21 protein-coding genes and 1 pseudogene are annotated in these 23,745 nt (G+C 61.7%); 6 read left to right on the forward strand and 16 right to left on the reverse strand.

Translation table 11 applies throughout. From position 1 onward, the window contains the following. Nucleotides 1-55: 55 nt before the first annotated feature. The 5 genes from AWB69_RS04595 to AWB69_RS04615 all read right to left on the reverse strand — a co-directional run bounded on the left by AWB69_RS04595 (nucleotide 56) and on the right by AWB69_RS04615 (nucleotide 7,127). A complete protein-coding gene (locus AWB69_RS04595; protein ID WP_062082652.1) occupies nucleotides 56-700 on the reverse strand; it encodes a response regulator in 645 nt (214 codons plus the stop codon). Then, nucleotides 697-2,724 carry a hybrid sensor histidine kinase/response regulator gene (locus AWB69_RS04600; RefSeq protein ID WP_062082655.1) on the reverse strand — a complete coding sequence of 676 codons (2,028 nt, stop codon included), beginning with the start codon at nucleotides 2,722-2,724 and terminating at the stop codon, nucleotides 697-699. The genes AWB69_RS04595 and AWB69_RS04600 overlap by 4 nt, the downstream gene beginning before the upstream one ends. After that, nucleotides 2,721-4,874, reverse strand: coding sequence for a hybrid sensor histidine kinase/response regulator (locus tag AWB69_RS04605; protein WP_062082659.1), 2,154 nt, complete (start codon nucleotides 4,872-4,874; stop codon nucleotides 2,721-2,723). Before AWB69_RS04605 ends, AWB69_RS04600 begins: the two co-directional genes overlap by 4 nt. A gap of 319 nt (nucleotides 4,875-5,193) precedes the next feature. Beyond that, nucleotides 5,194-5,502 carry a hypothetical protein gene (locus AWB69_RS04610; RefSeq protein ID WP_062082660.1) on the reverse strand — a complete coding sequence of 103 codons (309 nt, stop codon included), beginning with the start codon at nucleotides 5,500-5,502 and terminating at the stop codon, nucleotides 5,194-5,196. A gap of 287 nt (nucleotides 5,503-5,789) precedes the next feature. Then, nucleotides 5,790-7,127, reverse strand: a complete 1,338-nt coding sequence (locus tag AWB69_RS04615; RefSeq protein WP_062082662.1) for an MFS transporter — start codon at nucleotides 7,125-7,127, stop codon at nucleotides 5,790-5,792. Between the two features lie 295 nt (nucleotides 7,128-7,422). Between AWB69_RS04615 and AWB69_RS04620 the strand changes: the two genes are divergently transcribed. Further along, nucleotides 7,423-8,361 (forward strand): type 2 periplasmic-binding domain-containing protein, encoded by a 939-nt coding sequence (locus tag AWB69_RS04620; protein WP_062082664.1) that lies wholly within the window; start codon nucleotides 7,423-7,425, stop codon nucleotides 8,359-8,361. Between the two features lie 9 nt (nucleotides 8,362-8,370). Here the strand turns inward: AWB69_RS04620 and AWB69_RS04625 are convergent, their stop codons facing one another. Further along, entirely contained in the window at nucleotides 8,371-9,105 is a 735-nt protein-coding gene (locus AWB69_RS04625) for an OmpW/AlkL family protein (protein WP_062082935.1), read from the reverse strand. 433 nt (nucleotides 9,106-9,538) lie between these two features. Between AWB69_RS04625 and AWB69_RS04630 the strand changes: the two genes are divergently transcribed. Next, nucleotides 9,539-10,393, forward strand: coding sequence for a helix-turn-helix domain-containing protein (locus AWB69_RS04630; protein ID WP_062082666.1), 855 nt, complete (start codon nucleotides 9,539-9,541; stop codon nucleotides 10,391-10,393). A gap of 33 nt (nucleotides 10,394-10,426) precedes the next feature. On the opposite strand, the gene AWB69_RS04635 is transcribed toward AWB69_RS04630, so the two are convergent. The 4 genes from AWB69_RS04635 to AWB69_RS04650 all read right to left on the reverse strand — a co-directional run bounded on the left by AWB69_RS04635 (nucleotide 10,427) and on the right by AWB69_RS04650 (nucleotide 15,163). Further along, nucleotides 10,427-12,232 carry an ATP-binding response regulator gene (locus AWB69_RS04635; RefSeq protein WP_062082667.1) on the reverse strand — a complete coding sequence of 602 codons (1,806 nt, stop codon included), beginning with the start codon at nucleotides 12,230-12,232 and terminating at the stop codon, nucleotides 10,427-10,429. Next, nucleotides 12,232-12,729, reverse strand: coding sequence for an oxidoreductase (locus AWB69_RS04640; protein WP_062082670.1), 498 nt, complete (start codon nucleotides 12,727-12,729; stop codon nucleotides 12,232-12,234). The genes AWB69_RS04635 and AWB69_RS04640 overlap by 1 nt, the downstream gene beginning before the upstream one ends. Nucleotides 12,730-12,737: 8 nt before the next feature. Next, on the reverse strand, nucleotides 12,738-14,375 hold the full coding sequence (locus tag AWB69_RS04645) for an ATP-binding domain-containing protein (protein ID WP_062082672.1): 1,638 nt from the start codon (nucleotides 14,373-14,375) through the stop codon (nucleotides 12,738-12,740). A gap of 116 nt (nucleotides 14,376-14,491) precedes the next feature. After that, complete coding sequence (locus tag AWB69_RS04650; RefSeq protein ID WP_062082674.1) at nucleotides 14,492-15,163, reverse strand: glutathione S-transferase family protein; 672 nt, start codon at nucleotides 15,161-15,163, stop codon at nucleotides 14,492-14,494. Nucleotides 15,164-15,377: 214 nt separating this feature from the next. Here AWB69_RS04650 and AWB69_RS48580 point away from each other — a divergent pair, with 214 nt between their 5' ends. Continuing rightward, entirely contained in the window at nucleotides 15,378-15,548 is a 171-nt protein-coding gene (locus tag AWB69_RS48580; protein ID WP_197500164.1) for a hypothetical protein, read from the forward strand. 46 nt (nucleotides 15,549-15,594) lie between these two features. On the opposite strand, the gene AWB69_RS04655 is transcribed toward AWB69_RS48580, so the two are convergent. The 3 genes from AWB69_RS04655 to AWB69_RS04665 form a co-directional block, all read right to left on the reverse strand. Then, nucleotides 15,595-16,008: a response regulator gene (locus AWB69_RS04655; RefSeq protein ID WP_231936976.1), complete on the reverse strand. Its 414-nt coding sequence runs from the start codon at nucleotides 16,006-16,008 to the stop codon at nucleotides 15,595-15,597. A gap of 398 nt (nucleotides 16,009-16,406) precedes the next feature. Beyond that, on the reverse strand, nucleotides 16,407-17,162 hold the full coding sequence (locus AWB69_RS04660; RefSeq protein WP_062082939.1) for an AraC family transcriptional regulator: 756 nt from the start codon (nucleotides 17,160-17,162) through the stop codon (nucleotides 16,407-16,409). Nucleotides 17,163-17,476: 314 nt separating this feature from the next. Then, on the reverse strand, nucleotides 17,477-18,430 hold the full coding sequence (locus AWB69_RS04665) for a 4-hydroxyproline epimerase (RefSeq protein WP_062082941.1): 954 nt from the start codon (nucleotides 18,428-18,430) through the stop codon (nucleotides 17,477-17,479). Between the two features lie 275 nt (nucleotides 18,431-18,705). On the opposite strand from AWB69_RS04665, the gene AWB69_RS04670 reads away from it, so the two are divergent. The 3 genes from AWB69_RS04670 to AWB69_RS04680 all read left to right on the forward strand — a co-directional run bounded on the left by AWB69_RS04670 (nucleotide 18,706) and on the right by AWB69_RS04680 (nucleotide 22,014). After that, nucleotides 18,706-19,611 (forward strand): dihydrodipicolinate synthase family protein, encoded by a 906-nt coding sequence (locus AWB69_RS04670; RefSeq protein WP_062082676.1) that lies wholly within the window; start codon nucleotides 18,706-18,708, stop codon nucleotides 19,609-19,611. 346 nt (nucleotides 19,612-19,957) lie between these two features. Then, nucleotides 19,958-20,476: a hypothetical protein gene (locus AWB69_RS04675; RefSeq protein WP_062082678.1), complete on the forward strand. Its 519-nt coding sequence runs from the start codon at nucleotides 19,958-19,960 to the stop codon at nucleotides 20,474-20,476. Between the two features lie 164 nt (nucleotides 20,477-20,640). Then, nucleotides 20,641-22,014 carry a DUF2325 domain-containing protein gene (locus AWB69_RS04680; RefSeq protein ID WP_062082943.1) on the forward strand — a complete coding sequence of 458 codons (1,374 nt, stop codon included), beginning with the start codon at nucleotides 20,641-20,643 and terminating at the stop codon, nucleotides 22,012-22,014. 38 nt (nucleotides 22,015-22,052) lie between these two features. On the opposite strand, the gene AWB69_RS04685 is transcribed toward AWB69_RS04680, so the two are convergent. From AWB69_RS04685 to AWB69_RS04695, 3 genes and pseudogenes are all read right to left on the reverse strand, one after another. Next, nucleotides 22,053-22,376, reverse strand: a complete 324-nt coding sequence (locus AWB69_RS04685; protein WP_197500165.1) for a winged helix-turn-helix domain-containing protein — start codon at nucleotides 22,374-22,376, stop codon at nucleotides 22,053-22,055. A gap of 136 nt (nucleotides 22,377-22,512) precedes the next feature. Then, nucleotides 22,513-23,060: pseudogene (locus tag AWB69_RS04690) on the reverse strand (nitrogen fixation protein NifQ). Nucleotides 23,061-23,247: 187 nt separating this feature from the next. Continuing rightward, nucleotides 23,248-23,739 (reverse strand): molybdopterin-dependent oxidoreductase, encoded by a 492-nt coding sequence (locus AWB69_RS04695; protein WP_062082680.1) that lies wholly within the window; start codon nucleotides 23,737-23,739, stop codon nucleotides 23,248-23,250. Between the last annotated feature and the right edge of the window lie 6 nt (nucleotides 23,740-23,745).

A 23,745-nucleotide genomic window follows, 5' to 3' on the forward strand; every position in this document is an offset into this window, starting at 1 on the left:
TCGGGAGAGACGGATTATGGCCTCAGGCGCTGCTGCTTTTCTTGTCGGAATATCCTTACGACCGATCTCGTTCGGATGTCAAACCATGCTTGATCGCATACCGGATCAGTTCGGCGTTGTTTTCAATACCGAGTTTTTGCATGAGGCGCATCTTGTGCGTGCTGATGGTCTTGGCGCTCAGCACGAGCACATCGGCTATTGCGTTGATGCTCTTGCCCGCCGCCAGCAAGTGCAACACCTGGAACTCCCGGTCCGACAGGATCTTGTGCGGCGCGGCGTCCATGGAGTGGGTGTCGAAAACCATGACGTCGACAAGCTTCGGATCCATGAAGCGGCCCCCGCCGGCCAGCTTGCGAATGGCGGCAAGCAGGATGTCGGGATCGCTGTCTTTCGTGACATAACCCGTGGCGCCGGCGCGCACCGCACGCGCGACCACCTGCGCCTCATTGTGGATACTGAGCACCAGGACCGGCAGCACAGGGTGTTCGGTGCGCACCCGCCGGATCAGATCAACGCCGCTGATTCCGGGCATCGTCATGTCCAGCAGCAGGAGATCGACTTGGCAGGTGCGCAGTTTCTCGATCACCTCGGCGCCCTGCGCCGCTTCGCCCGCGACAACAATGTCCTCTGTCGTCGCAATGATCTGTTTCAATCCGCTGCGCACGATGGCGTGATCGTCGGCTATCAGGATCCTGATCATGAGCGTGCTCCGCCATCCAGCGGCACGTGAATCGACACCACCGTCCCTGTTTCAGGCGAGCTGTCAATTCGCAGAGATCCACCAATCAAACGGGCACGCTCGCTCATGCCGAGGAGTCCGTATGAATACCCCTTGCGCGCGGCCGCCGGATCGAAACCGCAGCCGTCGTCGCTGACATAGAGATCGAGCGCCGTCCCGGTGCTGGTCAAGGTTACGTCAACACGCGACGCACCCGCGTGGCGCGCAACGTTGGTCAACGACGCCTGAACGATACGAAACACCGCCGTGGCATGGGCATCTTCAAGAACCGGCTCGCGGCCGTTGATCCAGAGCTGACAGGAAAGACCCTTGCGGCGGCCGAAATCTTCCACCAGCCATTCCAGCGCCGACACAATGCCGAAGTTGAGCGCGGCAGGCCGCAGATGACTCGCGACGTTGCGCACCATCCAGATCGTCTTCTCAACCAGCTCGCGCATGTCGTCGGCTTTTTTCGCGGCACCCGAGTCGTCGGCCAGGCGCATCTTCAGCAACGAGACATCCATCTTCAGGGCGGTCAGCAACTGCCCGAGTTCGTCATGAATTTCCATCGCAATGCGTTTTCTTTCTTCTTCGCGGATCGCTTCCATATAGGCGGACAACTCGCGCAATTGTTCGCGCGACTCCAGGAGTTCATGCTCGATACCCTTGCGCTCGGTAATGTCCTGGATCGTGCCGACCAGCTTTAGCGGCTGGGTCTCGGCGCCGGGCATCGCCTCCGCCTGGAACTGGACGATCCGCACCACGCCATCGGCGCCGCTTACGCGGCAATCCAGGCCGTAAGGCCGCCGCTCGGCCAGCAATGCCCGTACGGCGCGGCGAACCAGAGGCCGGTCGTTTCGATGCACGGCCGCCAGAAACGTGCGGTAGGTCGGCCGCGAAAGACGCGGCGCCAATCCAAGGATCCGATACATCTCGTCAGACCAATGAATCACGCCAGCCGTCGTATCCCACTCCCAGTCACCGAGCCGGGCAAGCCGCTGCGCGTTCGCGAGGCTCGCTTCGCTCGCGCGCAATTTCCCCTCGGCCAGCTTGCGCGCGGTGACGTCGTTAAGGCCGACATAGATAGCAGGCGCTTCGTCGAAGCTCGCCACCCGGGCGGTCAGGATTGCCCAGAATGTGCTGCCGTCCGGCCGCTTGAAATGGACTTCGGTGTTGCGAAAAGCCCCGAGCATGCGCAACTGCCGCACAAGCCTGTCTCGCGTAGCGGGGTCCACATAGAAATCGATAACACGAATGTCCGCATAGGCCTTGAGGGGGAGACCGAACAGCTTGCGGAACGGCTCGTTCATGTAGAGCAGCGTGCCGTCCGGCATTGATGTAATGCAGAACGGCAGCGGACTGGTCTCCACGATGTTGCGGAAACGGGCCTCGCTCGACAGCAGCCTGGCTTCCGCTCGCCTGCGCTCCTCTATCTCCAGCCGCAGGCTTGCATTCGCCCGCGCCAGTTCCGCGGTGCGTTGCGCGACCCGCGCCTCGAGTTCGTCGCGCGCGCGAGCCAGCGCTGCTTCGGCTTGCTGGCGCACGCTCACCTCGTTCGACAACTGCCGGTTCTGCGCGACAAGCTGCTTGTGCATTGCACGTAGCGACAGATGCGTGCCGATCCTCGCCATCATTTCGTCGACCCGGACGGGCTTTGTCACATAGTCCGCGCCGCCTGCGGCAAAACCCTCGATCAGATCCTCGATGCGGGTCAGCGACGTCATGAAGATCACCGAAATATCCCGCGTCTGTTCGTTCATCTTGAGCCGGCGGCAAGTTTCAAAGCCGTCTATGCCGGGCATCTTCACGTCGAGCAGGATCAGGTCTGGTTGTGAAAACTGCGCGCGCTCAAGCGCCTCCACGCCATCGAGCGCCACCAGCACGCGAAAACCCCGGTCGGCGAGGCTGTCGACCACGAGACCGAGATTGGCCGGCATGTCATCGACAATAAGGATGGTTGGCGGCTCGCTGACGTCCGCGTCCGGGCTGGCGCTTGTCTCATTCATGGCGCCGGCCTCGCTTCAAGATAGTGCTCGACCAGCCGGAGGATTGCCTTCGATTGATAACCCCTCGCCAGCCCGCGCAGATATGCTGCAAATGGTTCGCACTGCGGATCGATCAATGAAATACCGTCGGCCCAGGCAATGATGTCGCGCATGTTGCCGAGCCGCGCAAGACGATGCAGCTCATCCATCTGCGCCGCCGGCACGGCAGCCGGCATATCGGGACATGGACACGGCGGGGAATGGCCCCTGGCCGCATAGGTCCACTCAAGCTTCAGCAATGTGCCGATCCTCGCCAGCAACAGGCCAAAATCGACCGGTTTGGGAAGGAACGCGTTCACGCCGGCCGCGAGGCTCCTTCTCTCGTCGACACCGGACGGGCTGGCGGTCACCGCGATGATCGGCACGTCGGCGAGCCCGGGTGTCTGACGCAATCGCCGCGTGGTCTCGAGGCCATCCATGCCGGACATTACAATATCCGTTATGACAAGTGCCGGGCGCTCGCTTTGGGCCTTCTCCAGTCCGTCGCGACCGTTCGCCGCCTCCACGATTTCAAAACCGAGCCGGCGCAGCAATTCCCCAATGACCGTGCGATTGACCGCCACGTCGTCGATGACCAGCACCTTCCTGCGCGGCCCCTCGTAGCCGCTCGCAACGCGTGCAGCCGGTTCCCGGGAAGGACCGGAGCGTAACGTCGTGGCGGGCATCAGCTCGAACCAGAAGAGACTGCCCCGCCCGATTTCGCTCTCGACGTGGATCTCGCTGTCCATCGCCCGCACGAACTCCCGGCTGATGGCGAGCCCGAGTCCGGTGCCCTCGGCACGGCGCTCGGGATTGCCAACCTGTTCGAACGGTTCGAAAACGCTTCGCAACTGGTCCGGTGGAATACCTATTCCGGTGTCGCGCACTTCGAACCGTACTGCGCCGGCAGCGGTCCGCGTGACAAGCAGGCTCACCCTGCCGGTATCAGTGAACTTGACGGCGTTCGCCAGCAGGTTGAGCAGCACCTGCCGCAAACGCCGCGGGTCGGCCTGCACGCGGTCCGGCACATCGGGCGCGATCGCGCAGAGACAGTCGAGCTGCTTCTCCTCCGCCTTCACGCCGATGATCTCGCGAATCGCATCCACGAGGCCCGGCAGTGCCACGTCGACGATCTCAAGCCGCAGCTTGCCTGCTTCTATCCTCGCGAAGTCGAGCGTGTCGTCGATCAGCGTCAGCAGATGTTCGCCGCTGCGCTGGATCACGGCCACGCCCGCGCGCTGCCGCTCGTTCAGCGCGCTGTCGCGCTGCAGGATTTGCGCATAGCCCAGGATGCCGTTCAGCGGCGTGCGCAACTCATGGCTCATATTGGCAAGAAATTCGCCCTTCGCGCGGTTCGCTGCTTCGGCCGAACGTAGCGCCTCGCGTTGCATGGCGGCATTGCGTTCGTCGAGATAGGCAACGTGCAGGCGTACCCCCATTGCGTGAAATGCGGCGACCACGCGATCGAGTTCGTCGGCCCGACGGGGCGGCCGACGCTGCAGGGCGAACGGGCGCGGCGACTCGCGAAAATCGTAGCGGCCGACAAGCCGCGCGATAGCGGCAAGGTGCCGCGTAACCAGCCGCGAAAAGATATAGATGATGAACAGCGCAACGAGGAACGTATTGGCCGCCTGGCTCACCAGGATCACGAGCGCTGTCTGCGCCAGCGCGCCATAGAGATCGGAGAGCGTCGCCTCGACATACAACGTGCCGAGCACGCGTTGGGTGCCGTGAACGCGGTACGAGATCGGAAATTCCCGCGATATGACTGCATCGTTCATCCGCTTGCCGGCGCTCACCACCAGGGGCGAGGCGATCGAGCCGGTCTCGCGCACCTCGGCTGCACGAATGTCGGCAAGATGAAGCATGCCATCCAGTTCGAGTTGCAGTTGCCGCCGGTCAAGGCGCCACAAGCCCTCGCTGAGACTGTCGCGATAACTCTGGTCGATATCCGACAGCCTGCCTTCGATGAGCGCGATTCCGCGCTCATAATCGCCGTAGAGTTGAAGCGCGGTCAGCAACAGCGTGACCCCGCAACTGAACAACAGGACGGTCGCGAGCAGCCGCAGGACCACACTGTGGCGAAAGCGGCCCAGCGAACTCCACGGCGCGCTGAACGTGTTGGGAACCATATCTCCCCGCGAGTGCCCTGATTCTCGTTTTCTCGAATCCGCACTCGTTGTCGAATGACGGTTACCGTGAGTTCATCGGGCGGACGGCCAGGCGTGTTGCCTACCGTCGGTACTGAGATGGTTTAAGTGAGCAGACCGGCGTTGCGCCTCATCGCACGCGCCCGCTGCGGACTGGAATCAACTGGCTGAGACGACCACTTCCGTATGCGTTTCCTGGAAGCACTTGAGCAGACAGCCGGAGGACTTGAACGGGAACAACCGATGCCCTCAAGCTTTCAAATTCATTTAGTTCACCCCAACAACAAAACCTGGTGCGAGCCTAGCCGTTTGCAGCGATATTAAACGGGCCGAACGAGTTCCCCAGGATCTCGTCAATGCAATCGGCCAGATCGCACAGCACGCCCGACTCGTCACCGTCGAGCGTTTCCGCGTGGAATTTACGCAGCTCCCACATGGTGTCAGCCAAACGTCTGATCGATATGGGACCGCTGTTGATCAGGGGCCAGCAATGCATCAGGTACGCGAGCGGAATGACGTTCCTGTTCTCACACCATGAATCGAACAAGCGCAGGCAGATAGTGTGGATATGCTCCACCGCGTTTTCGCGCTCGGACAAATACGGAATCATGGTGGATAACCGGAAAGACCCATTTCAATGCTTCAAATTCTAGGCGGGCGACCCGTCTCGCACAGTCAGGAAACGCGGAAATTGAACCGGGACGTATGCTGATTTCCCTGTCAGGAAATCCTTATGCGGAAAAAAAAATGCAGCGGAGGCAGGGAATGTTGCGGGGCGACGGCGGCAAGGCAGTGCCCCGCGTGGGCGCGTAAGGAACCCACGCGCATGGGCTCCTTGATCCTGGTTTGGGTGGTTTGGGTGAGTTTGCGCGGTTGGGCCAAGCGCGGCGTACGCCCTTAAGCGTGCCCGGAGCTTTCTTCAACAAGCGGACCGGGCGCGTTTTCCAGAGCGGTATCGTGGCGAAGCAGCAGGACCGCCGCAACGCCGACCAGTCCTGCTCCTGACAGGCAGAGCAAGCCGGCGGCGAAACTGCCGGTACTGTCCTTGATCCACCCCATGGCGTAGGGTCCGAAAAATCCGGCCAGGTTGCCGAGCGAGTTCACCGCGGCAATGCCGCCCGCTGCGGCCGCCCCCGAAAGAAATGCGGCGGGCAGCGTCCAGATCACCGGCAGGCAGCCGAAGATGCCGAAGCCTGCAATTGACAGCGCGATCATTTTCAGCACAGGATCATCCAGTGCGGTTGATGCCGCGATCCCACCGGCTGCCACCAGCAGCGGGATTGCCACATGCCACTTGCGTTCGAGCTTGCGGTCGGAGCGGCGTCCCCACAGGATCATGCTGAACGCACCGACAACATACGGCAGCGATGTCACCAGCCCCGTCTGGACATTGCCAAGGCCAAATCCCTTGACGATCTGCGGCAGGAAGAAACTCAGGCCGTAGTTGGTTGCGTTGGCGCCGAAGTAAATAAGCGCGACAGCCAGGACCCGCGGGTTGAACAAGGCTTCCCGCACGCTGAAGGAACGCACGGCCTCCCGCTGCGCACGCTCCTGTGCTTGCCGTGTCACCAGCCAGTCGCGTTCGTCTGCTGCAAGCCAGGTTGCATCGGCCGGTTTATCGGTGAGATAAAACAGGACCACGAACGACAGGAACAGGGCCGGCAACGCTTCAATCAGATAAACCCACTGCCAGCCGGCGAGGTTCGCGAGTTTATCGAGGTTGAGCAACGCGCCGGAGATGGGTGCTCCTATCACGGTGGACAGCGGGATCGCCACCATGAAGTAGCCGACCACGCGAGCCCGGTACGCCGCTGGAAACCACAACGTCAGGAAGAAGATGATGCCGGGGAAGAAGCCCGCTTCGGCGATTCCGAGCAGCACCCGCAGGGTGTAGAACACGTGCGCCGCCGACATGCCAGTGAACCGCGAGATGTCGGGGATGAACGCCATTGCGCCGGCGAGGATGCCCCAGGTGAACATGATCCGCGCGATCCAGCGGCGCGCGCCGAATTTCTCCAGCAGGAGGTTGGACGGAACTTCGAAAAAGAAATAGGCAATGAAGAAGATCCCGGCGCCGAAGCCGAAGGCGCTTGAAGAAAACCCAAGGTCCTTGTTCATTTGCAACGCAGCAAAGCCGACGTTGACGCGGTCCAGGTACGCTATGAAATAGCAGAGAATCAGGAACGGGACGAGTCGCTTCGTCACACGTCCCAAAGTACGGGATTCGAGTTCCACTAGCCTTCCTCCAAGTCAGAGTTTCAAACGTTCGTCGTGCGTTGAATGTTCATTTCTCTTTGCCGTAGAAAGCATAGTGCTCCTAAGACGAAGCGGGAAGTAGTATGTGCCCGTGGGCTCCTGATTGATGCGTGGAAGGGGTCAGGCCGGCTACCGGCAGAATTGGCCGACTCCCCCGAAGGGAGCCCTGGATTCGGAAGAATTGTCCGCAGGCAATGATGCATGAGCGCCTGTAAGGAAGATACCGCTTGCCTGTCCCGGCGCCCGCGCCACGAGACCCGTCAGGAGAAGGCACATGCGAAGCGATTGGACAGCCGGCGTTCGTGCCCTGGCCGGCGCCGCGTTGCTGGCGAGCGTGGCCAGCCTTTCAATGACCGGCATTGCCGCGGCCCAAGCGGGCGACTCGAAGGATGCGGCCATGCATATCCGCATCCTTCGCGTGGCGGACGAAGTCGTTCGGGAAAGGCGCTGGGACTTTCTCATTGCGGCGCTGGACCATACGATCCCCGCTTACGGACCGTACGTTATAGACGCATACTCCGAGCCAATGTCGACACAGCGCGAAATCGAGGAGGTGATATCGGGCCGGCTGATCAATGTGATCGCGAGCGATCCCGGTCACCCCGACCTCAACGCGCAGGCCATTCCGATTGCCATTCCTATCGACAAAGGTTTGCTCGGTTATCGGGTCGCGCTGATCCGGCGCGACAACCAGGCGCGGATCAACGAAGTCAACGACCTCCAGGGCCTTCGTCTCCTGAGCGTCGGGCAGGGTCAGGACCGGGGCGACGTGCCCGTGTACCGGTTCAACGGCATTCCCCTGGTCACGTCGAGCCACTACAACCTGCTGTTCCCGATGCTGGCCCATCGCCGCTTTGACCTGTTCCCGCGCGGGGTTCTCGAGATCACGCCCGAACTCATTTCTTTTCACGCGCAGTACCCCGACATGGCCATAGAGACTCACCTGCTGATCCGGTATTCCTATGCGCAATTCTTCTACGTCAACAAGTCTTACCCGATGATCGCGCAGCGAATCAGGGACGGGCTGGAGGCCATGCGCAAGGATGGAAGTTTTGACGCGCTGTTCCAGAAGAATTTTGCGCAGGCCGTGGCCGGCCTGCATCTGGAACGACGCGTCCTGATCGAGTTGAAAAACCCCTTTCTTCCCCCGTGGGTGCCGGTCGAGCGCAAGGAACTCTGGCTCGATCCGGTCACGGTCGGCACCCCGGGTTAAACCCCTGGGTCAGAAACGGTAGCCGATGGAAACAAACGAGATGATCGGGTCGAGTTTGATCTTGGGGCTGCTCGTCACGGTGCCCAGTTTCGACTGGGTCGTCAGCGTGGCGCGGGTTGAAAGCCACATATAAGACAGCGAGGCATCGACGGACCAATGCTTGTTGATGTTATATGAAAGCCCGGCGTTGATGACCGGCGCAAACGAACTGCTCAGCTTCACTGTCGTTGGTCCTTCCAGTGCGGTCCCATAGGTTGAGGAATACAGGAAACTGCCGCTGGACATGGCCGGACTCAACTTCACGCCGCTATACCAGACATATGATCCCCCGGCGCCAATATAGGGCCGCAGCCGGCTCTGCGCGTCATTGAAGTAGTACTTCAGCAGCAGGGTCGGGCTCCATTCATAAGCCGTCCCGATCTGCCCGAGTGGCGAGAGCGTTCCGCTGCCCGACAGATCAAACTTGGGCGGCACGCCGAGCACCGCCGTGGCGGCAATGTGATCGGTAATGAAATAGGTCGCCGTCAGGCCGAACGTGTCCGCGTTGTCGACAGATGCTCCCGTACCTGTTTCTGTCGTACTCGTACCCAACGCGCTGACGGTCAGCGGCTTGCTCGAATCCTGCGGCGAAAGATGAAACCAGCCGAGGTTCGCGACCACGTCGCCCGCGCTCTGCGCATGCGCGGCGGTACTGATCAACAACGCGGCCATCGCGGTTATCACGCCCAGCGCTCGTATCTGCATGCTCATGTCTCCTCCGTTTTTATCCGACCCTGTCAGTGGATCTGGAGAAGATTCTATGCGAACGATCGTACGAATAATTCCCTTGGCGGTGGAGCAATACTTCTGGAATCTGGTAAGAATCAGGAAGTCGACGCGGGCATCCGGTTTGCTGCGCGTTTATGTTTGTCTGTCAGACGCATTGCATGTTGCTTCATGTCGCTTTGGACGGCTTCATGCCGTCATACGTTGCACGAGAACGTTTGCTACGTGCGAATCGGCCAGCGCCGTGCTTCCTCGACTGGAAACAAATCGCACGTCTCTTGCGAAAGGCCTCTTTATCTTCTCAAGAGTTTTCGAACAAGCCCCCTCTTACGCCTACAATACAGCCCCATCCACGCCATACCGCGTCACCGTCTTCAACCCCACCACGCGCTCTTACCGGTCCACAGGCAGCATGGTTACAGAAACCTCATCCTCTGATTCCCTCGCAGTCGCGCAGCGTGTACGCGACCTGATGAATCGTCACGGCATCGGCAAGCGGCAGCAGACCGCTGAACTGTGCCGTATCCTCGACCTCAGTTTTTCGCAAGGACATCGAAAGCTACGCGGCAACAGCCCGTGGACCCTCGCGCAGATCCGCCGCGTAGCCGAAGCTTTCGGCGAGCCTGCACTGCAGCTCTTCGACGCGAAGAACGCCGATGTGGACGACACGGAAGGCACTGCCCAGGACGCCGTCCTGATGCTTGGCGCTATCGAGATTCCGTGCGTTGCGTGGATTGGCGAAGCGCTCGACCCGGGTAGCCGCCCGGATTTCATTGCGCAAAACATGAACGGCCGCTGGCTCGTGACAACGCATGAAGGGGTGCTGCTGCACGCCGCCCACGATGTCCACAAGATCGAGATCCAGCCCCGCCGCACGGACATGGACAAGCCGCTGATCGCCGTCGTGGACGACGACCAGACCTCCGCCGACAACCTGCACGACTACCTCGAGCGCAGCGGTTTCACAGCGGTCGCGCTGTACGGTCTGGAAGGGTTTTCGCAAGCGCTGCAGACGCAGGTGTTCGACGCGGTGGTGATCGACTGGCTGTTCGGCGCGCACACCTCGGCCGATGCCATCCGTGCCGTGCGCAACTCCGATAATCCGGATGCACCCATCTTCGTATTGACGGGCGAACTGACGACCGGCAAGGCCAGCGAATCGGAAATCAGCGACATCATCCAGCGATACAACGTCACGTGTTTCGAGAAACCGGCACGCATGGCAATCCTGGTAGCCGATCTCTCGAAGCGCTTGCAGCGCACCTGATCTTCAACGCTGCATCAACGGCACGCACGCCGCTCAATGTATCCGGCGTGTCGCCGATAACGCCCGCGCCAATGCGCTTTTCAGCACTTCATAGCGCACCGGTTTGAGCAGGTAATCGAAGAACAGGATGGCGGCGCTCGGGTCGACCAGATCCGGCGCATAAGCGCTGACCGCGATCACCGGCAAGCTCGCGCCCGCCGCCCGCCGTGCCCGGTATTCATTCACGAACGAGTAGCCGTCCTTGCCCGGCATGTGCAGGTCGGCAAGGATCACGTCGGCCTGATTGTTCTCCAGCCACGCGAGCGCGCTGTCCACGTCGGGCATGGCCACGCTTGCATAACCCAGGTGCGCCAGCATTTCAGTCAGCGACTCGCGAATGGAATCGTGATCGTCGATCACCAGCACGCGCGCTTTCTTCAACGGCGGCAAGTCCACGGGCGCGCGCTCGCGCTCGGGCATTCGCGCCACCGGCGCGGCGGGCAGACTCACGCGAAACGCTGCGCCCCGGCCGACGTCGCTCGACACGTTGACCACGCCGCCCAATAACTCGACCAGCCCGCGAACGACCGCGAGTCCCATGCCGGCGCCGTCGAAACGCCGTGTGGTCGATGAATCGAGTTGCGTGAATTCCTTGAAGATCAGCGGCAACTGTTCGCGTGCAATCCCGGGACCGGTGTCGATGACAGAGATATCGAGCCGTTCCAGCGAGCGTTCGAAACGGACATCGACAGAACCGGAATCGGTGTACTTGATAGCGTTCGTCACCAGGTTCGTCACGATCTGACGCAGCCGGTGCTGATCCGATTCCACCAGTCCCGCCTCGCCCGAGAACTGCCCGCGCAATACCAGGCCCTTCCCTAGCGCCGCCGGCGTATTCGCGTCCACGATAGAGTCAAGCAGTTCCATTGGATCGAATACGGTCAGCCGCAATTCAAGCTTGCCGGCGCCGAGCCGCGCGAAGTCGGTCAGATCGCGCATCTGTGCCTCGAGATGGCGTGCACCGGTCTCGAGCCGCTGGATGATCTTGCGGTCGCTTTCGCTATGCAGGTTCAGTTCGAGTAATTCCACCGACGACACAATGGCATGCAGCGGCGTGCGCAATTCATGGCTGATCATGCCGAGGAACGCATCCTTCGCCTGCGATGCTTCGCGCGCAGCGCGGGTTGCCTGATGCTGCGCTTCGAGCGCCGCGCGCTGCTGGTGAATCAGCTTCGAACGCCGGTAGCCGTTGAGCAGCAGCATGGCGGTGGCGACCATGGAGAGCAGCGCGAGCAGCATGCCCGCCCCGAACAGGTAGCGCCGCTTCGAAACGAAATCGCGCGCAATGTAATCACGCTCCGCCACGTCGACCACGCGGCGTCCGTTTGCCAGCTCGTTCACTGCATCCTGGTTCTGCCGCAATACGCCAATGATCTTCAGCGTGCGCCCGGGCTCCCGGCTCAATGCTTCGACATCCGTTTCGATGGACCCGAGCGCCGCGTCCAGCTGGCGCAGGATTTCCTGCTGGCGGTTCCTCAGGGTGCCTCTGTCGGAGAGCATCGCGGTGGAAGCGGTGACAATGGCGAGCTTCGATTCAAGCACCTCGTACCGGAGCTGGATCTCGTCGGTATCGGCGTCAATACCGCTGCGATACAGCAGCACCTGGTTCGCAAAGCGGCCGTACGCAATCTGGAATTGCGCACCGTCCCAGTAGAAACCGTCGTACGGCATGGTGAGTTGCTGCGTGGTCTGGTTCGCCAGCAGAACGGAATACAGCACGTAGCCGACCCCCGCCAGCGGCGGCGCAATGGCTGCCGCAACCAGCATGGCGACCTTGAAACGGCGGAACAGCGCACGCATCATTTCACGACCAGCGCTTTGATCTGCCACACGAACTTGGCCTCGGCGACCGAACCACTCAGCTCGGACGGGTAAGCGTCGCGCGGATAGACCAGGAACAGCGGACCAAAGTTGCTGACAGTGAGACGCACACCGTCCTTGCTGTACGCGAGAATCGCGCCGTAATGCTCGGCTTCCCTGGCGCTCACCGTGTACGAATAGTCGTCGATCGTGCGCAGTTCCACGCTGTCGGCGCGTGCGTCCACCAGCTTCAGCACGTCCCCGAGCAACGGTCCGGCGAAGGTGCATCTCGGCGTCCAGGTGGTCGAGGTCGTGATCGTGTGGACAGGAAGCTTCAGCAGGTCGGCTTCGCTGAGGTGATACACGGTATGGTCCGCGTCGTTGGTGCGCCCGATCATGCCTTGCACGTCCAGCGCCAACGGAGCCGCACTCGCGGCAAGAGGCAACAAGGCGAGCAGCGAAGCCGCCAGCAATCCCAAGATCCGCTGCAGTGTCATGGCCGCGGTCAATGCTGTTCGTCGAACGCGAGCGCCGCACGTTCGGACGCCACCACGATCAGCTTCATGGTGGCGCGCGTTGCGCCGACAAAGAACTTGCGCGCGACCTGTTCGTCAAAGGTATCGAAATCGACTTCAGTCAGGATCACGCAGGGCGCCGACTGTCCCTTGAACCGGTAGATCGATTCGAGCAGCACGTCGCCTTCCCGATACTCCGGATTCCCGAACAAATCGTAACGGCCGGTGAAACTGCGCAAGCGATGTGGCCCGAGCTGGTCGACCGCCATCAGCACCGAACCCTCGCGCCCCCGAAAGGACAACACGGCGATGTCCTGCTTCCGGTAGCCAAGCGCCAGCGCCTGGGTAATGGCCCGCTTGGTCGCCTCGATCACTTCGTCGGGGTGGCCGTTTTCGTAGGTGGAGAGACTGACTTCGGAACCGTCGAACGGACTGCCCGCATCAAGCCGCACGTCGCGTCCGACGATCCGCCGGATGTACGCGAGCAAGTCGCGCGGACTGCGATAGTTTGTGGTCTCGCGCAACGTGGTCCAGCCGGGCAACGGCACGGGGTCGCGGAAATACAGGTTCTGCATGGGATCTTCGAGCCACCACCACGCGCCGTCCGGCTTCAGCAAACGGGCCAGCGCGTCCACCCAGGCCGCCTGGAAATCCTGGCCTTCGTCGACAATCAGTATGTCGAACTTCCAGTTCTCCGCAATCTCCACATTGGCGAACTGCTCCTCCAGCGTAGCGAACGCGTTCGGCTGGCTGAAGTCGGGCGGGGTGCCCGCATCGCGCGCCACGCTTGCGCTGAGCTGGTGATAATTGGCAATGCGTGCTTCGGTCGGCGCAACCCGGCGGATGTGATCCGCAAGCGGCCGGTTGAAGCACACGTACAGCACGCTGAGGCCCTTCGCCACCGCGTCGCGCATCACCTGTACCGCCAGTTGCGTCTTGCCCGAGCCGGCCGTGCCAATCACGCGCAGCCTGAACGGCTGGAACTCGAGCCGGCGTGCCCACGTGGCCAGGCCGCCCGAGAGCCGCGTGACGAGCATGTCGGCCTGACCGACCAGCGCGTTGGTGTCCGGCGTGAGCGCAAGCTCGTCGGCGAGAAAATGATGGATCCGCGCCGAGGTTTCGAAACGCGGCTCATTGGGCGGGAGGATGTCCAGCACGACCGACGGCAGCCTGGCCTTGCGGCTGGCATCGACAATCCGCGCTTCAGGCACGCCGGCAATGGACGCGTCCTTCACCGTGTAGTCGGGGCAATACAGCAGCTCTTCAATCCGGTAGGTACCTGCGCCGAACGCAGCCGTGAAACGCCGGTGCAGGTTCTCGAGCGTGCGTGCCAGCTGGATGGCGACGTTGCGCTCCTTCTGCATGTAGACCTTCATCAGGCCCGCGGGAGTCTCGCGCAGGAACCCCGCCTTCTGTTCAATGACCAGCACCCGGCCCGACGGCGCGACCACCACGAAATCCGCTTCGCCGAACACCGAAAAACCTTCGTTGATACGGGTCCAGTGAACACCGTGGTAGACGGTGTATTCGTCGGGAAGTTTTGCGAGCAGCGCGAGCGTGTCGAGTTCACGCACGGCCGCGCCGGTCGCTTCCATATTCTTCCAGTCGTCGGGGACGATTCGAGCCATGCTTCGCCTTCGCGCCTAGGTGCGTGTGAATGCGTGTAAAAACCGGAAAGACCTTGATTCAGGCAGGATTCCGGGAACCAGCGGCCATTGTACGCAAGCCGCGCGGCCGTTCCGGGTCAGTACGCGAAATCGTATTTTCCGCCGCGCTCCAATGCTCGCTGATAGGCCGGGCGCGCGTGAATCCGCTTCACGAAAGCCGCCACGTGAGGCAGCGCCCTCGCGCCCGCACGCTGGGTTCCGGCTTCGAGCGGGAAGCTCATTTGCACGTCGGCGGCGCTGAAGGAATCGCCGGCGAACCATTCGGACCTCGACAGCTCGCTCTCTATGAAGCCGAAGTGCAGTTTCAATTGCGGGTCGATGAAACTGTCCTGCATGGTTTGGGCGATCCGGCGCGCGATAGGCTTGACGAAAAACGGCATGGGCGCGCTGGCAATGCGCAGCGCCACCAGCTTCAGCAGCAGCGGCGGCATGGCCGAGCCTTCGGCGTAGTGCATCCAGTAGTTGTAGCGAAGGCGTTCCGGCGTGATGCCGGGAGGAGGGGCGAAGCGCCCTTGTCCATAACGCTCGTTCAGGTACTCGATGATCGCGCCCGACTCGGCGATGGTCTGGCCGTCGTCCGTGATGACCGGCGACTTCCCCAGCGGATGCACGGCGCGCAACTCGGGCGGCGCGAGCATGGTGTCGGGATCACGCTGATAGCGCTTGATTTCGTAATTGACGCCCAGTTCTTCCAGCATCCAGAGCACACGTTGCGAACGGGAATTGTTGAGGTGGTGAACAATGAGCATGGGGGATGGCCGTAAGGGTTGAAGTCCGGGCATGACCGCGCCAAGAATACAACAAGCCCGCGTACGGGCGTTCGTATTCACACTGAGGTTGTCTTCGGATTAGCGCCGGATTCTGGGGGGAGGCCCGCTTTGTGCGAGTGCCATGATCTAACGCGAGTTGCCGTTCGCGGCTTTTTCACTTTTCCAGACCAAAACAACACAAAAGGACAATTCAATGACCCTGGTTATTTATCTGTTGGGCTGGCTGATCCTGATCGGCGGCGCGTCATGGGCGCTGGTCGCCATGCACGTGTCTCAGCACATCATCATGATTGTCGATGTGATCCTGCTGGGTATAGCGGTAATCACCGGCGCCACCCGCGCGCGCAACCGCGACCGGTCATAAGACCGTCATCCGCCCGGCGCGTGTTGGCGGCGGCGGGCGGATCGGCTCAGGACAGCACGCGCGTGCTAAGCGACTGCTGGATCAGTGTCACAAGCACATCGGGATGCGCGGGTTTGGTCATGAAGTGCTGGAACCCTTCGCCGATGCTTCGCAAGCGGTATTCGTCTCCGTCGTGGCCGGTGAGGGCAATGGCAATCGATGGCGTCAGGTTGCCTCGAATCTCATGGTCACGCAGGCGCTGGATCAGGTAAAAACCATCCATCATCGGCAGGTCGATGTCGCAGATGACCGCGTCGGGCAACTCCCGGATGACCGTCTCGGCGCCCTCTTCGGCGTCCGCCACGGCAACGACTTCCGCGCCTTCCTCCTCCAGCAGCATTCGCAGTGATTCGCGGCTCTCCAGGTCATCTTCTATCAACACAATCCTGGCATGTCCCAGTCTCGCTACTTCATTCATCATTGTCTTTTCTAACTGCCCCAAACAGGATTCCGGCGACCGCGTCGCGGCTCTCGCGTCTCACTCACTGCGGACCTTGCGGCACGATGGCATGAGCTCCATGCGGCACCGTGTGATGTGCCGCGCACGCCGGTGTCGAACGTCGCGCGGATTAAAAAATTTCAACGGGCGCAGTATGCCTCATCGCCTGTCGAGCATGCTTGCAGCAAAAACCAGACCGAGCGCAGAAACTGCATGAGGAACCACGGCGAAAACCCCGGCACGCATGCGTTTGCGCAAACCCTAATGGGCTGCCAACGGCTCTGTGCAAAGGGGCGAACGTGCAGCGCCGCAGGTAAGTTTTTACCTCGGCGTGCCGGTTTGAAAGTTCAGACTTATCGACGGCGATATTGACGCGGATATCACATGGAAAGCTTTGCGGCGGCATGGGTTGCAGGGTGTGCCGCCACATGATGATTGCGCAGCAGCGCGCGATATTCGGTTGGCGTCAGGCCCACGGTCGCCTTGAACTGCCGCGTGAACGCACTGTGGTCGGTATAGCCGCACAATGCCGCTACGTCGGTCACTTTCTCGTGCGTGACAAGCAGCGCGGTGGCCGCATCCAGCCGCGTCTTGAGCAGCACCTGGCGCGGTGTCAGATGAAACACCTTGTGGAAATAACGCTCGAGCTGCGCAATCGACATATTCGCCATGGCCGCCAGATGCGGCATGTTCAGAGGCTGCACAAAGTTGGCTTGAATATGCTGGACGACAGCCGCGAGCCGGCTGTAAGCCGGATGCGTCCCTTCGTCCGCCTGCAGGTCGCGCGAGATGCCGGCCAGGCCGACAACCGCGCCGCGGGCATCGTGGAGCGGCTGCTTGGACGTCATGCACCAGCCCGGCTGGCGCGCCGGATAGAGATGCAATTCGAGCTGGTCGATCATCGGGCTGCCCTGCGCGATGATCGACTGGTCCTGCGCGGTATAAATGCGGCCAAAGCGTTGCGGAAAAACTTCTTCGGCGGTCTTGCCGAGCAGCCCCAGCTTGTCCTTCAAGCCGCAGCGCGAAGCCAGCGCACGGTTCACCAGGGCATATCGCGCCTGCGCGTCCTTCACGAAGAAAACGATATCAGGCATGGCGTCGAAGACCGGTTCCAGCAGCCTGAAATGCTGCAGCATGGCCTCGAGCGTCGCAGCACCCGCAGGCGCTTGCAGCGTAGCGTGCAAGCCGGGCGGCGCGGCGGCGTGTTCATGCTCAGCATGCGCCGGACTGTCCGTCGTAGTGGTCATTCGCGTCTCGCTGGCATCGTCGGGATCCGCAGGTGCCGTCAATGCCGCGTAGGCCGCATGCATGGGCGCGCACCGCGCTGTGTCCGATTATAGAGGCGGGAAGCGCCCGTCAAAATTGGTGTTGACGACAGGCAAGCCCAGCGCTGCCGGAGGACGAACGAAATGGCGGGCGCGTGCCGCCGCGTGAGTGCCCGGTCAGGCATTCACGCGGCCGGAATACCCCAGGCGAACGGGTCGGTGCTGTCGAAGCAAAGGCGGCCTTCGGCCATGATGTGCGCGTGTCCGGTGATGGTCGGAATCACCGCCTGGCCCGCTAGTTCGCCGGAGCGCCGGTAGCTCGCTTCGAACACGCTGCCAATGATGCTTTCCTGCCGCCACACCTCGCCTTCTGCCAGCTTGTTGTCGGCGGCGAGGCACGCAACCTTCGCGCTTGTCCCTGTACCGCACGGCGAACGGTCGTAGGCGCTGCCGGGACACAGCACGAAATTGCGGCTATCAATACCTGCACGCGGCGAGTCCGCGAACAATTCGATGTGGTCGATCATCGCACCGTCCGCGCCCGTAATACCTTGCCTCTGCAATGCGTCACGAATGGCGTCTGTGAACGCCGTTAGCCGGGCCAGGTTCTTTACGAGCAGATCCTGGCCATGATCGGCCACGAGAAAGAACCAGTTGCCGCCCCAGGCAATATCGCCTGTCAGCGGCCCGTAGCCGTCGACGTTTACGCTGACCGCCTGCCGGTATCGATACGCCGGGACATTACGCACACTCACGCTGCCGTCCTGATGCAAGGTGGCCTCGACAACACCCGCCGGCGTCTGGACCCGGTGCGAACCCGGTTGTATCTTCCCCAGGTAAGCAAGGGACACGATCAGCCCGATCGTGCCGTGGCCGCACATGCCGAGATATCCCACGTTATTGAAGAAGATGACGGCCGCCGCACATCCGGGGTCATCCGGCTCGCACAACAACGCTCCCACGATCACGTCCGAGCCGCGTGGCTCGGTGACCGCGCCCGCCCGCCAGTCGTCATGTTTCGTGCGAAGGTTTTCCAGGCGCTCGGCCAGGGTGCCGCCGCCCAGATCGGGTCCGCCCGACGTGACGAGGCGGGTGGGTTCGCCGCCCGTATGGGAATCGATGAAGTGTAGGATTTTCATGCTGACATCGTAGAAATTCGGACTGGATCCGTCTTGGTGCCGCTCAACGGATTTGATGCCGATTTCGGCATAGATGGAGCAAGTTTGTTGAAGCCCGGAGCCCTCGGATAATGCTGGCTGCAGGCCCGATTCCCCTACGAGCAAGCCCGGCACCTGGGAAAGTTGAGGCTTTGAAGTTGTGCCGAAATCGGCATCGCAGTTGCGCGCAACATGCAAGACGGCCTCTTCTGCAATGCTTAGACTGCTCTCAACCGATCACTTTTAGGAGAGCCTCCATGGCGCATATCTGGGAAGGCGTGATACCCGCCGTCACGACCAAGTTCAATGCGGATTTCAGCATAGACAGCGCCTGGACGAAGAAGAATATCGAGGCGCAGATCGCGGCCGGCGTGGACGGTATCATCGTCTGCGGATCGCTTGGCGAGGCGTCAACGCTCTCGCTCGACGAGAAGCTGGATGTGCTGGATATCGCGGTTGATGCAGCGCAGGGACGCGTGCCGGTGCTGCTGACCATTGCTGAAAACAGCACCCTCGACGGCTGCCGCCAGGCCGAACTGGGCGTCAAGCACGGCGCGGCCGGTTATATGGTGCTGCCGGGTTTGCGTTATTTGTCAGACCGGCGCGAAACGCTCAACCACTTCCGCGTGGTCGCGAGCGCGAGTCCGTTGCCGATCATGGTCTACAACAACCCGCTCGCGTATGGCGTTGACGTGACGCCAGACATGTTCGCCGAACTCGCCGATGAAAAAAAGCTCGTCGCGATCAAGGAATCGGCCGGCGATGTTCGCCGCTTCACGGATCTCATCAACGCGGTCGGCGATCGCTACGCGCTCTTTTGCGGCGTCGACAACCTCGCGATGGAAGCCTGCCTGATGGGCGCACACGGCTGGGTTGCGGGGCTGGTTTGCGCGTTTCCCGAAGAGACCGTGGCGATCTTCAAGCTGCTCAAGGCGGGCCGCCTGGAAGAAGCGCGGACGATCTACCGCTGGTTCGCCCCGCTGCTTGCGCTCGACGTCTCGGCGAAGCTGGTGCAGAACATCAAGCTGGCCGAGGCAATGGTCGGTCTGGGCACCGAGCCGGTCCGGCCGCCGCGCTTGCCGCTTGCGGGCGACGAACGTCTCGCGGTGGAAGCATTGATCAAGCGTTCCATCGAAACCCGGCCCGTGTTGCCAACATTCTGAATGTTCTGAATGAAGTTTTACTCTCGGCGGCTGCGGCCTGTTCTCATGGGAACAGGCCGCAGCCGCCGCAGTTTTAGACCCTGCCAATACCCCTGGCCCCTCCTGATCCGCCAGCCGGAAAAATGAGCCTGTCCTGGCTCCGTTTCCCTTGCCCGGCGCGTTGCCGCCAGAGCATAAAACAGCCCACCGGGTACGCTCCACGGTCTGAAAACCGGCAAGGCGCCGCCTGACACCCGCTAACGCCCAAGACAAAAAATCCGCACCCGTTATATTCTGTAGAATATCACGGTACTATTCGTCTGCTGTCGGTCTCTCACGCTCCCGGCGCAAGGAAACCGGTTCAATCATGCATCTCGAGGATTTCCCCATGTCCGGGCAACAGGCATCGACACCCCGCGCTTGCGCCCCGCTACGCCACGACCTGTCGGTTGCGATCACGCCGCTCAACTCGGCGCGCAACCCCGAGCGTACAGAAGCGATCAGGGAAGTAGTCGATGCATTCCGGAACCTGCGCGCGAGCGTCGCCCGTTTTGTCCTGATGCTGGAGGACATCCGCGGCAATGCCCGCTCTCTCGAATCCACAACCGCCCAATCACTCGGAGACCTTTTGTCTGCGCTTGAAGATCATGCGCGCGCGCTCGACTTCGGCCGCCTCGAAGACCTGACGTTTGCTATCGAAACCGCGCGGTCTGCCGAGCAACAGCGCGACCTGGTATTCCAGGCCTCTCCCGGGAGCGGCACCGCCGGCCTTCAACAGGTCGCGCGCGGTCTCGAGCGCCTGGACGCCACCTTCGTCGGCTTGTGCGTCGAGCATGTGCTGGAGCGGCACTATCGAGGACGCGCGGGGAGCGGCGTGTCCGCCTGACAGCAACCCCTGACGGACCAGCGCAAGCCAATGTTGATTTCGTTGAATACCTGCCCGAATTCGTACCGTTATATTCAATGGTATATTTCGATATCCGTTCATCGAACAGGCTGGGAACCATTGCCTGTTCAGCCGTTTGACATCCAGATCGATTCGAGGTGAATGTGCAATCCGTTCCCCCCTTCCGCCTTGCTCGCACCCCGTCCGGTGAATCGACCAGCGCCGCGGGCGCTTATGGAGCCGCTTATTCAGCCACTCCCGCCGGCACGGCGGATGCTTGCTGCACACCTACCGAAGCACAGCTTCGCAGTCCGCACCGCCGGGCGCGGCTATCGGATCTGGATTCGCATTTGCATTGCTCCGTCATCGGCACGTGCCTGAGCACGAACGAACTTAGAAAACTCGTGCCCAAGTTTACGGATCTCGACCGGCAGCACGCGACGGACCTTGAAATTCATCATGCCGCGGTGGAACTCGCGATAGAGGGCGGCCCGGGCGCCAAGGCGCTGCAGAAGGCACTGGATGCGCGTTACTCAGGCGCCGTGCGCCGCTTTGAAGTGGCGAAAGGTCCGGAAGCCCTGCTGGGACTCTGGAAAGACGCGCTCAAGAGCGGCGATATTCCGCCGGCTTACTGGGCGGTGATGACACATCCGCACGCCGTCATGAGCGTGCGTCAGACTGCGTTCGGCGACTTGCATATGCTGTCCCATCTCGTGGGTGCGGCCAACCGGGCTGACATCCGCCGCCTGGTTGCACTCGAAGAAGAGAACGCGGCGCTCAAGGACAAGGTCGAGCGGCAACAAGAAAAACAGCACGAGCTGACTACGGAGCGCGACGCGTCACTGCGTCAACTGAGCGCGCAAGTGGCTGAATTGTCCGCGAAGGCCGAGCGTCGGCCAGATACGTCCGGGGCCAACCTGGAGGCTGAAATCGAGGCGCTGCGCGAGGCACTGGCTGCACGCGACGAACGCCTCGCGATTCACACGAGCCGGCGGGAAACCGCCGAGCAACGCGCGCTCGACGAGCAGCGCCACGCGCAAACCCTGAGCCAGCGCCTGGACGATACGATCGCCACGCTCAACGTGGTCCAGGCCGAATGCAACGCGCTCGAACAGGCGCTGGTGGCACAAGGCGGCGAAGCCGGTTCAAAGGCTGAGGACCTGACCAGCCTGAGCGGCAAGCGCGTGGTTTATGTAGGCGGCCGGCCCGGTTCGAACGCCGCGCTAAGGCAACTGGTCGAATCGGCGGGAGGCGATTTTGTCGTCCACGATGGCGGCATAGAAGACCGCAAGGGCATGTTTGCCGCAGCGCTCCCGCGCGCGGATATTGTGGTGTTTCCCGTTGACTGTATTGACCACGACTCCATGAATCTGCTCAAGCGCGTATGCGACCGTCATCAGGTCGACTATCACCCGCTAAGAACCGCGAGCGTGGCGAGCTTCGTGGAATTGATGACCCGGCTCGGCCGGGCGTCGCAGCAATCTGGCAAGTCCGGCAATACGCCGCCGGCTTCCCGCTTCTGCCTGCGGCACGGCTAAGCCCTTGCGCCTTGGGCTTGCCGCGGCATGCACCCTGATCAGCGCTTCATAAGCCTGGTCAGTGCGGAAATCTGCGGCGCGCAGGTCCTGGCCGCTTCCGCTTCAATCTCACGATAAAGCCGTACGATCTTTTCGCCAACCGGCGTCAGCACGCAACCGCCGCCCGCCGAACCACCCGTCTCCGAAGACGTTGCGGGCGCTTTGAGCGTGCGGTTCAGCTCGTCGATAAGCAACCACGCGCGCCGGTACGACATGCCGAGGCTGCGTGCCGCGGCGGAGATCGAACCATGCACATGCACCGCCTCGAGCAAGTCAATTTTCCCGGGGCCGATTGCCACGGCATCGGCCTGGCGAATGCGCATGCGAAAACGCACCTCGGGCTGACGGGATAGGGAAGTCGCTGGATCTTTCACGGATTTGGCCATGCGCGAAAGCATACACGAGGCCGACAGGCCCATGCATTGGCGCCATTACCAGTGCGTCGGGAAGCCGCGGCGCTCAGGCGCGGCTTCTTGATTTAGCGCCGAATTCACCGCCGGATGCACCACCGAAGCAATAGCCGAAATCCTCGCAGCCCGGGCACCCCGGCGCGGGCTGTGGGACCTGCCCCAGCGACAGCGCAAGCTCGCGCGCCAGGAATTCGGGAAATATCGGTTGAGCATGTTCGTGACGTCGTCACGCCCGGTCAACCCGAGATCTCGCCATAGATGGTCCGGCCGCAAGCATGCGTGAGCGATGATCGACGCGAGGCAGTCCGCGTCGACCATGCCGGCCGCGTCATTCGCTTGAGCTTGCCTCAGCAGGAAGGTCTCAAGCGCACTTACGAAACCTGCCTGCTCTTCTGAGCGGATAAGCAAACTCACGCCCGGCGGCCGCATTGCACCGAAATGCCGGCCATACAGCACGGCGATTTGCTCCCGCGACAATCCAAGCAAAGAAGGTTCGTCGTGCGCGGCAAGCAGCGTGGCGAACAATGCGGTGCCGGGAGAATGGGGGGTGGCGGAGGCGGCCAGCAGCTCGGCGCGCGTCGCGAGAAGGTGTGTCATTGCCTGGTAGCAGATATATCGCAGAGGTATGGCTGGGGTCTAGCCGAACGCGGACGTCACGCGAAGGATCAACTCAAAACCAGTATGCCATGCGCAGCCGGCAGTCAAGCCCGTGTCTCGCCAACCCTATTGCAAGAAGCGCCTGGCCGCCCCGGGCTCCGGAAGGCACCGGGTTTCAGACCACCCATCAGACAGTCAGGACCCGCGCCACGATGCGCACCAGCCGTTTTACATGACGGGGGGCAGGAAGAATATCCGCGCCTGAAAACAGAATGGGCACGCCGTCCTCGCTGCTGAGCGCGCGGCCTCCGCATTCATGCGCCACGATCACGCGCTCGCCGACTGGCGTATTGAACAGCTCGTGCCATGAGAAGGTGACCGCGTAGCCATCGTGCGCGACCGCAATGAATACCGTGCGCTTGAACTCGCCCTTCGGCTCCGGCCGCAGGCCGGCTTTCAGGATCAGGTCTTTCAGCAACACCCCGCGATACGTGTCGACACTGCGGATAAACCGGTTCGTCGTATAACAACGCAGATCGAACGAATCGGCAACGACGTTGGGTTGCTCCCTGAATTCCGCAAGATCGATAGTCAACGGCCGCAGGAAATCCCCTTCAAGCGACAGGACGGTTTTCGCCGTGGTTTCGAGCGCGACTGCGTGGGAGTGGGCTTCACTCATTTCTCA

Source organism: Caballeronia udeis (assembly GCF_001544555.2).
In the GTDB taxonomy this organism is placed as follows: domain Bacteria; phylum Pseudomonadota; class Gammaproteobacteria; order Burkholderiales; family Burkholderiaceae; genus Caballeronia; species Caballeronia udeis.